Origin of the sequence: Salegentibacter sp. (genome assembly GCF_036568425.1) — a bacterium.
Classification (GTDB): domain Bacteria; phylum Bacteroidota; class Bacteroidia; order Flavobacteriales; family Flavobacteriaceae; genus Salegentibacter.
The window spans coordinates 1-7,696 of sequence record NZ_DATCSO010000059.1; the positions used below are offsets into that span (position 1 = coordinate 1).

General features: G+C 42.1%; 7 protein-coding genes and 1 tRNA gene. 2 read left to right on the forward strand and 6 right to left on the reverse strand.

The annotated features are described in order from the left end of the window. Window positions 1-269 precede the first annotated feature (269 nt). The 6 genes from VIM94_RS05750 to VIM94_RS05775 all read right to left on the reverse strand — a co-directional run bounded on the left by VIM94_RS05750 (window position 270) and on the right by VIM94_RS05775 (window position 7,036). Window positions 270-1,151 (reverse strand): SDR family oxidoreductase, encoded by an 882-nt coding sequence (locus tag VIM94_RS05750; RefSeq protein ID WP_332038331.1) that lies wholly within the window; start codon window positions 1,149-1,151, stop codon window positions 270-272. Window positions 1,152-1,176: 25 nt separating this feature from the next. After that, window positions 1,177-3,303 (reverse strand): methylmalonyl-CoA mutase, encoded by a 2,127-nt coding sequence (gene scpA / locus VIM94_RS05755; RefSeq protein ID WP_332038332.1) that lies wholly within the window; start codon window positions 3,301-3,303, stop codon window positions 1,177-1,179. A 12-nt stretch (window positions 3,304-3,315) separates the two neighbouring features. Next, entirely contained in the window at window positions 3,316-4,713 is a 1,398-nt protein-coding gene (locus tag VIM94_RS05760) for a methylmalonyl-CoA mutase subunit beta (protein WP_332038333.1), read from the reverse strand. A 26-nt stretch (window positions 4,714-4,739) separates the two neighbouring features. Next, a complete protein-coding gene (locus VIM94_RS05765; protein WP_332038334.1) occupies window positions 4,740-5,054 on the reverse strand; it encodes an FtsB family cell division protein in 315 nt (104 codons plus the stop codon). A gap of 19 nt (window positions 5,055-5,073) precedes the next feature. Beyond that, window positions 5,074-5,682 (reverse strand): uridine kinase, encoded by a 609-nt coding sequence (udk, locus tag VIM94_RS05770; protein ID WP_332038335.1) that lies wholly within the window; start codon window positions 5,680-5,682, stop codon window positions 5,074-5,076. Between the two features lie 154 nt (window positions 5,683-5,836). After that, window positions 5,837-7,036, reverse strand: a complete 1,200-nt coding sequence (locus VIM94_RS05775) for a PQQ-dependent sugar dehydrogenase (RefSeq protein ID WP_332038336.1) — start codon at window positions 7,034-7,036, stop codon at window positions 5,837-5,839. Window positions 7,037-7,314: 278 nt separating this feature from the next. Between VIM94_RS05775 and VIM94_RS05780 the strand changes: the two genes are divergently transcribed. Further along, window positions 7,315-7,557 carry a GIY-YIG nuclease family protein gene (locus tag VIM94_RS05780; protein ID WP_332038337.1) on the forward strand — a complete coding sequence of 81 codons (243 nt, stop codon included), beginning with the start codon at window positions 7,315-7,317 and terminating at the stop codon, window positions 7,555-7,557. A gap of 51 nt (window positions 7,558-7,608) precedes the next feature. Next, window positions 7,609-7,683, forward strand: a tRNA-Pro gene (locus VIM94_RS05785). Window positions 7,684-7,696 lie beyond the last annotated feature (13 nt).

Genomic DNA, 7,696 nt, shown 5'->3' on the forward strand with positions numbered 1-7,696 from the left:
TTTTTCCCACGCCGCCTTTCTGGTTGGCAATAGCAATGATTTTACCCATTAATTACGTTCAATTTTTAAAAGGTAAAAATACAATTTATTATAGGTTTATGAAATCATTTTGTTAACAGCTTGTACATATAATAAAGACTGATGGTTCAAGGCTTTTTGCTGATTTTTTCCCCAGGGAATCCCGGAAAATGTTAAGATTTGGATAAATAAAAAACCGAAGCTTTATCCTCCGGTTTTTCTGGTGTTTTAAGATAGTATAAGTACCTAACTTAGCTGCCTTTCTTTGCCTTGATCATCGCCTCCAGCTGGTCCCATAATTCTTCCGGGATTGCTTCCAACAGGTTAAACTGCCCTGCGCCTTTCAGCCATTCTCCGCCGTCTATGGTAATTACTTCTCCGTTGATATAGGCTGAAAAATCGGAAACCAGATATGCGGCCAGGTTTGCCAGTTCCTGGTGTTCCCCAACTCTTTTAAGAGGAACCTTTTTAGAGAGGTCAAACTTTTCCTTAAGGTCTCCCGGTAACAAACGGTCCCAGGCACCTTTTGTAGGGAAGGGGCCCGGTGCGATGGCATTAAATCTAATTCCGTATTTGGCCCATTCAACTGCGAGAGAGCGCGTCATTGCTAAAACCCCGGCTTTTGCGGTGGCGCTGGGTACTACATATGCAGAACCAGTCCAGGCATAGGTAGTGACAATATTCAATACGGTTTTGTCTTTTTCTTTTTTATCTATCCAATGTTTTCCGAAGGCCAGGGTGCAGTTTTTACTTCCCTTTAAAACTATATCGATTATCGTGTCAAAAGCGTTGGCGCTAAGTCGCTCGGTAGGGGAGATGAAATTTCCGGCTGCGTTGTTTAATAAAACATCAACACTCCCAAATTCCTTAACCACAGTATCCCGCATGGCTTCAACCTCATCATAATTCCTGACATCGCATTGCACGGCAATACATTTTCCACCTGTTTCATCTTCCAGTTCTTTGGCCGTGTTTTTAAGCTTTTCCAGGTTTCTGGAGGTAATAGCAACTTGTGCCCCAATTTCCATGAAATATCTGGTCATCGCTTTTCCCAGGCCACTACCGCCACCGGTTACCACAATGTTTTTTCCTTTTAAGGCATCGTCGCGAAGCATTTTTTTAGTAAAATCCATAATATATTTTTAGTTGGTTGGTTTCTTATTCTTCATCTATTAAAATCTCCAGCAGCTTAATAGCTGCTTCACTGATTTTGGTGCCGGGTCCAAAAACCGCCACGGCTCCGGCGTCAAAAAGGAAATGGTAATCCTGAGAAGGAATTACTCCTCCCACGATCACCATAATATCATCCCTGCCAAGCGCTTTAAGTTCTTCAATTACCTGCGGTACCAGGGTTTTATGCCCTGCAGCCTGAGAAGAAATACCCAGGATGTGCACATCGTTCTCTACGGCCTGCTTTGCCGCTTCCCGAGGCGTTTGAAACAACGGCCCAATATCTACATCAAAACCAAGGTCGGCATAGCCGGTGGCCACAACCTTTGCACCTCGGTCGTGCCCGTCCTGACCCATCTTCGCGATCATAATACGGGGTCGGCGGCCATCCTGTTCTGCAAATTTATCGGCCATTTCCCTGGCCTTTTTAAAGGAAGCATCGTCTTTCATTTCTTTGGAATAAACCCCACTAAAGGATTGAACTTTTGCTTTATAGCGTCCGTAAACTTCTTCCAGGGCATCGCTTATTTCCCCCAGGGTAGCCCGGTTTCTGGCTGCTTCTACGGCTAAAGCTAATAAATTTCCACTTTCTTCTTTTGCCGCTTTTGTAAGATCTTCAAGAGAAGCCTTCACTTTTTCACTGTTTCTTTCAGCTTTTATTCTTTCCAGCCTTTCGATTTGCTGATTTCTTACGCTTTGGTTATCCACCTCAAGAGTAACCAGTTCGTCTTCTTTCTCTCTTCGATATTTATTTACTCCTACAATTATGTCGGTACCGCTGTCTATTCTGGCTTGTTTCTTCGCTGCAGCTTGCTCGATTCTCATTTTGGGAATTCCGGCTTCAATAGCTTTGGTCATCCCGCCAAGCTCTTCAACTTCTTCAATGAGTTTCCAGGCCTTTTGAGCGATTTCTTCCGTGAGTTTTTCAACGTAAAAACTACCTGCCCAGGGATCTACTGTTTTGGTGATCCCGGTTTCCTGCTGAAGATGTAGCTGTGTATTTCTTGCAATTCTTGCAGAAAAATCGGTCGGTAATGCAATGGCCTCGTCCAGGGCGTTGGTGTGCAGGCTCTGTGTGCCTCCAAAAGCTGCTGCTGCGGCTTCAATACAGGTTCGGGCCACATTATTAAAAGGATCCTGTTCGGTGAGACTCCAGCCGCTGGTTTGACTGTGAGTTCTAAGGGAAAGGGATTTCGGGTTTTTAGGATTGAATTGCTTTACCAGTTTTGCCCACAGCATCCTCCCGGCACGCATTTTGGCGATCTCCATAAAATGGTTCATCCCAACGGCCCAGAAAAACGACAGACGTGGTGCAAAACTATCTATTTCCATCCCGGCTTTCAGGCCTTCCCTGATGTATTCCAGCCCATCGGCCAGGGTGTAAGCGAGCTCAATATCATTAGTCGCACCGGCTTCCTGCATATGATATCCCGAAATACTGATACTGTTGAACCTGGGCATATGCTTCGAGGAATATTCAAAAATATCTGAAATGATTTTCATCGAGGGGGCAGGAGGGTAGATGTAGGTGTTGCGCACCATAAATTCCTTGAGGATATCATTCTGGATCGTTCCGGAAAGCTGTTCGGGTTTTACACCCTGTTCTTCCGCCGCAACAATATAAAAAGCCATAATGGGTAAAACCGCCCCGTTCATCGTCATGGAAACCGACATTTTATCCAATGGGATCTGGTCGAAAAGGATCTTCATATCTTCCACCGAATCAATAGCGACCCCTGCTTTCCCAACATCGCCTACCACGCGTTCGTGATCGCTGTCGTAACCACGATGGGTGGGAAGATCAAAAGCTACAGATAAACCTTTTTGGCCGGCAGCAAGGTTTCTTCGATAAAAGGCATTGCTCTCTTCGGCAGTAGAAAAACCGGCATACTGCCTGATCGTCCATGGGCGGGAAACATACATCGTGCTGTATGGCCCGCGCAGATAGGGTGGTATCCCTGCAGCAAAATTCAGGTGCTCAGCTTCCTTAAGGTCCTCTTTGGAATAAGTTGCTTTTAACTTTATGCCTTCAGGAGTTTTATAGGGTTTAGAGTCCCGACTCTCCTTTTTCTTTGGTGCAGATAAGTGAATATGTTGAAGTTCTTTTCTTGACATTTCCGGTAGATTTTAATTTTCTGCAGATTCTTTTTCCAATCTTTCCTGTTCCGATTTTTCGCTCAATCGCCGTTCTAATATAGGTTCCAGTAGGGTTTTGCGCTTGTTTTTTTTCAGAAATGGAAATAACTCCAATTCCTGTTGCATTCTGTCCTGTAGATTCTCAAATTTATTTGTCCCGATAAGAATCAATTCCCTCTCATCAAATCGCTGCTGCTCTTTATTAGCGCTTTCTTTTATTTTCTTCTGAATAATGCCGGCTTTCAATTGCTTTAGAAATCCGCCGCCTTTTTCAATCTCTTTAAAAATTTCAAGTGCTTTTTCAGCAAACTGACGGGTTAAATTTTCAATATAATAAGTGCCTTCGGCGGCATTGTTCACCTTATCCAGGTAGGCTTCATGTTTCATTATCAACAACTGGTTTCGCGCAATTCGGTCGCCAAAATCGTTGTTTTTATGGTAAATGGCATCGTAAGGCGAATTATACACTGTATTGGCCCCGCCTAAAATTGCGCTCATACTTTCGGTAGTGGTGCGTAACAGGTTTACGTTATAATCATAAAGCGTCTTATTGCGTTTAGTAGGCTGGGCCAGAATGTGGCAATCTTCCGGTAAGTTAAACTCCTTTGCCAGACTTGAATATAACCAACGTAAGGCTCTTATTTTGGCAATTTCAAAGAAATAATTAGGGCCTGAAGCCACTACAAACTGAGGCAGAAACTCCGATTTTATATTTTTTAAATCTGAAGATTGCTCTATATGGTTCAGGTATTCGTTGGCATGGGCCAGGGCATAAGCCAGTTGCTGTGGAATATTAGCACCGGCATTTTGGTATAAGTCTGTGTTTATACTGATAACAGAATTAAAATCTTCAGATTTAGAAAGGATTTCATCAAGAATTCTATGATCTTCCTTCAGGTTGAAGAACCAGTTTCCCGAGCGCGCCAGCTTTCCGATAATGTCGGTTTGCAGGTAAACCTGACTCTCTTTTCCCTTCAGAAACTTTCGCAAACGATTGAAAAAATCTTCAGATAAAAATTCAGGTTTCAGGTAGACTGGAGTAGACTTCAGGTTTATTCCTTTAAGTAATTCTTCAATGGCAATCTCTTCTGTTGGAATTTCAAACCAGAGGCTTTCAGCACCTTTTTCTAAGGCGTTCAAGGCTTTTTCATTAGCTGCTTCTGAAGAAACCACAAAGATCTTTTCACAAATATCCCAATGGATAGGAGATTCCAGATGCACAGGCTCTCCAAGGTCTTCAGCAGAATAAAAAGGCTTTACCGCTATCCCATCCAGAGAATTGTAAATGAGTTTCTCGTTATAATCGGCTCCTTTTAGGTCAAATTGTATTTTTTGTTTCCATTGCTTTGCAGAAACTTCTTCGAATTCCTGAAATAATGATTCTTTCATGTTAAAGATTTTTGGTTGCGAGCACCTTAATCTATCGTGTCGTATTCGATGATATAGATATCCTCATCGGCACGTTTCATAAAGTACTTCTGGCGTGCGAATTTTTCTAGTTCCACCGAGTCCTGGAGTTGTTCGATCACAGCTTTATCTTTGGCGATCTCGTTGCGGTAGTAGTTTTTATTATCTTCCAGTTCATTAAGTTCCTGGTTAAGTTCATTGTGAATAAACCAGGAATTGCTATCCAGGAAGATCATCCAACCGGCAAAAATAAGGCTTAACAGCACATATTTATTGCTTAGAAATCTAAACCAGGGTTTTTTTCGCAGCTCTTTTAATTTCATACCGGATAAAGATACAAAATTAGCCTAAGCGGTCCTTGATAATGGTTTGCACAATATCAACAGCTACGGTATTGTACCTGTTAGTTGGAATGATGATATCGGCAAATTCTTTGGTAGGTTCAATAAATTGCTGGTGCATAGGTTTAAGGGTGGTTTGGTAACGCCACAACACCTCTTCCAGATCTCTGCTGCGTTCGTTGATATCGCGTTTTAATCTACGAATAAGGCGTTCATCACTGTCGGCATGAACATAGATCTTTATGTCGAACATTTTTCTGATCTCAGGATTGGTAAGAATTAAAATACCTTCCACAATAACGACTTTCCGGGGTTCGGTTTTCACTGTTAGGTTGGTACGGTTATGTTCTTTAAAGGAATAAACAGGCTGATGTATTGTTTTACCTTCTTTAAGTTCCTTAAGATGTTGTACTAGTAAGTCAAAATCTATGGACTGTGGATGGTCAAAATTGGTTTTAACCCTTTCTTCCATAGTAAGGTGGCTAAGGTCCTGGTAGTAATGATCCTGGGAGATCACATCTACTTCTTCATTTTTTAATTCCTCAATGATCTGGTTTACAACGGTGGTTTTTCCGCTTCCTGTGCCGCCGGCAATTCCTATGATTAGCATCTAAAATAGTTTGGGGCAAATTTAATTATTTGCCCCAAACCCTGAAATTCTTTAAATGCCTATTTAAACTAAATATTTCTTATTTGTCATTCTTCTGGCAAGTGTTGGTATTAGATTACAACAGCCCTTGCATCTTTAACTTAAAAAGTTTTAATTAATTTGAGGCTTCTTCTTCCTTCGGTAGTAGTTTAACGATGCCGGTGCCTTCTATAGCAGCATAGATAAAGCCGTCTGGTCCCTCGCGCACATCACGAAGTCTTCCAACTCCATCTAGCAACTTGGTTCTTTTGCCAATTTCTGTACCATCTAACTCAAGATGTTCGAGGTACTGAAATTTTAAGGACCCAACCAATAAATCACCTTTTAGATCAGGATATTTATCTGATGTTACATAAACAAACCCGCTTGGAGCTATAGACGGAATCCAATAGAACATAGGCTCTTCAAATTCAGGTCCGCCGGTTTGCTCTGTAATAATTGTATCGTCGTAATTAATACCGTAGGTTACCTTTGGCCAACCGTAGTTCAGTCCTTTTTGTACAATGTTGATCTCATCTCCCCCTTGTGGGCCGTGCTCGTGAAGCCAAACTTCTCCGGTTTCAGGATGATAGATCATACCTTGCGGGTTACGGTGACCATAGGAAAATATAGCCTCTTTGGCGTTTTCTTCGCCTACAAAAGGATTGTCTTCGGGAATACTTCCGTCCAGATTTAAACGATATACTTTTCCGCCATCGCGGGTGATATCCTGTGGGTTTACATCGCGGTTTCCACGGTCTCCAACTGTGAAGTATAAATGCCCGGCCTGGTCAAACACTATTCTGGAGCCAAAATGCACTCCTTTGGTGGTATTGGGTTCAGCCTTATAAAGGTCTTCTATATCGGAAAGTTTATTGTTATTGAGTTTAGCCCTAACCAATTTGGTATTTCCTCCTTCGCCTTCTCCTTCTTCGGAAGAAAAAGTAAGGTAGATCCAGCCGGTTGATTTATAATCAGGATGAAGGGCTACCTCCAGTAGTCCGCCTTGCCCCTGGTTATAAACAGCAGGAACTCCCGAAATAGATTGCTTCTTACCATCTTTAAAATGAAAAAGCTCCCCGCTTTTTTCGGTTATCAGTATACTTTCATCAGGCATGAAGGTAAAACTCCAGGGAATATTTAGTCCGGAAACTACTACTTCGTGCTCATAATCTGTTTCAGGTGCTTCGGCTTCGGGTTGTTCTTCAAGACCTTCCCGGGTTGAGATTTCCTGCTCTTCGGTTTCGGTGGCTTTAGCCTCTTCTGAAGATTTTTGATTCTCGCCGCAAGCCGAAAGCGCAAGGATCATACTTAGGGATAATAATACTCGTTTCATATGAATAGTTTTGGTGATTAGACAATTTGACTGTTCCGGCAAATTGAATTAACTAAGATATAAAAAATCTAAAGTTCTTATTGCTATCCGGAAGGAATTATTATATTTGCAGCCGCTTAACGGCAGAAGTTCTTTTTTTTAGATCTTAAAATACAACTCGGGGTGTAGCCCTTCGATAAATCTTTATCAAGATTTACTCAGGATAAACTCCGCCCGGTTATCGCGTCCCGCTATGGCGGGAAGGTCGCAGGTTTGAAAAAATATGCTAATTTTAAAGAATGCTTGTTTACATTCTTTTTAGCGAAAAACCTTCAAGGTATTATGTGGGTCAAACCGCTAATATCGAAGATAGACTGAAAAGACATAATGCGGGAAGAGTAATATCCACAAAAAATGGAATGCCCTGGAAGCTAGTTAAGCAATTTCCTGTTGAAGGAAGGTCTGAAGCTTTGAAATTAGAGCGAAAGATTAAAAAAAGAGGTGCTGAACGATTTTTAGACGACCTTAATAAGAAAATTTAGTTCTTAAATTAATGGAATAAGAAGGTTGAAAAACCTCAAAATTATACACCTCGGGGTGTAGCGTAGCCCGGTTATCGCGCCTGCTTTGGGAGCAGGAGGCCGCAGGTTCGAATCCTGCCACCCCGACAAAGAAAAGCCC

Excerpts from the sequence above, each read along its gene's own strand:
- VIM94_RS05750 (WP_332038331.1), bottom strand. The coding sequence starts at position 1,151 with ATGGATTTTACTAAAAAAATGCTTCGCGACGATGCCTTAAAAGGAAAA.
- scpA (WP_332038332.1), bottom strand. The coding sequence starts at position 3,303 with ATGTCAAGAAAAGAACTTCAACATATTCACTTATCTGCACCAAAGAAA.
- VIM94_RS05760 (WP_332038333.1), bottom strand. The coding sequence starts at position 4,713 with ATGAAAGAATCATTATTTCAGGAATTCGAAGAAGTTTCTGCAAAGCAA.
- VIM94_RS05765 (WP_332038334.1), bottom strand. The coding sequence starts at position 5,054 with ATGAAATTAAAAGAGCTGCGAAAAAAACCCTGGTTTAGATTTCTAAGC.
- udk (WP_332038335.1), bottom strand. The coding sequence starts at position 5,682 with ATGCTAATCATAGGAATTGCCGGCGGCACAGGAAGCGGAAAAACCACC.
- VIM94_RS05775 (WP_332038336.1), bottom strand. The coding sequence starts at position 7,036 with ATGAAACGAGTATTATTATCCCTAAGTATGATCCTTGCGCTTTCGGCT.
- VIM94_RS05780 (WP_332038337.1), top strand. The coding sequence starts at position 7,315 with ATGCTTGTTTACATTCTTTTTAGCGAAAAACCTTCAAGGTATTATGTG.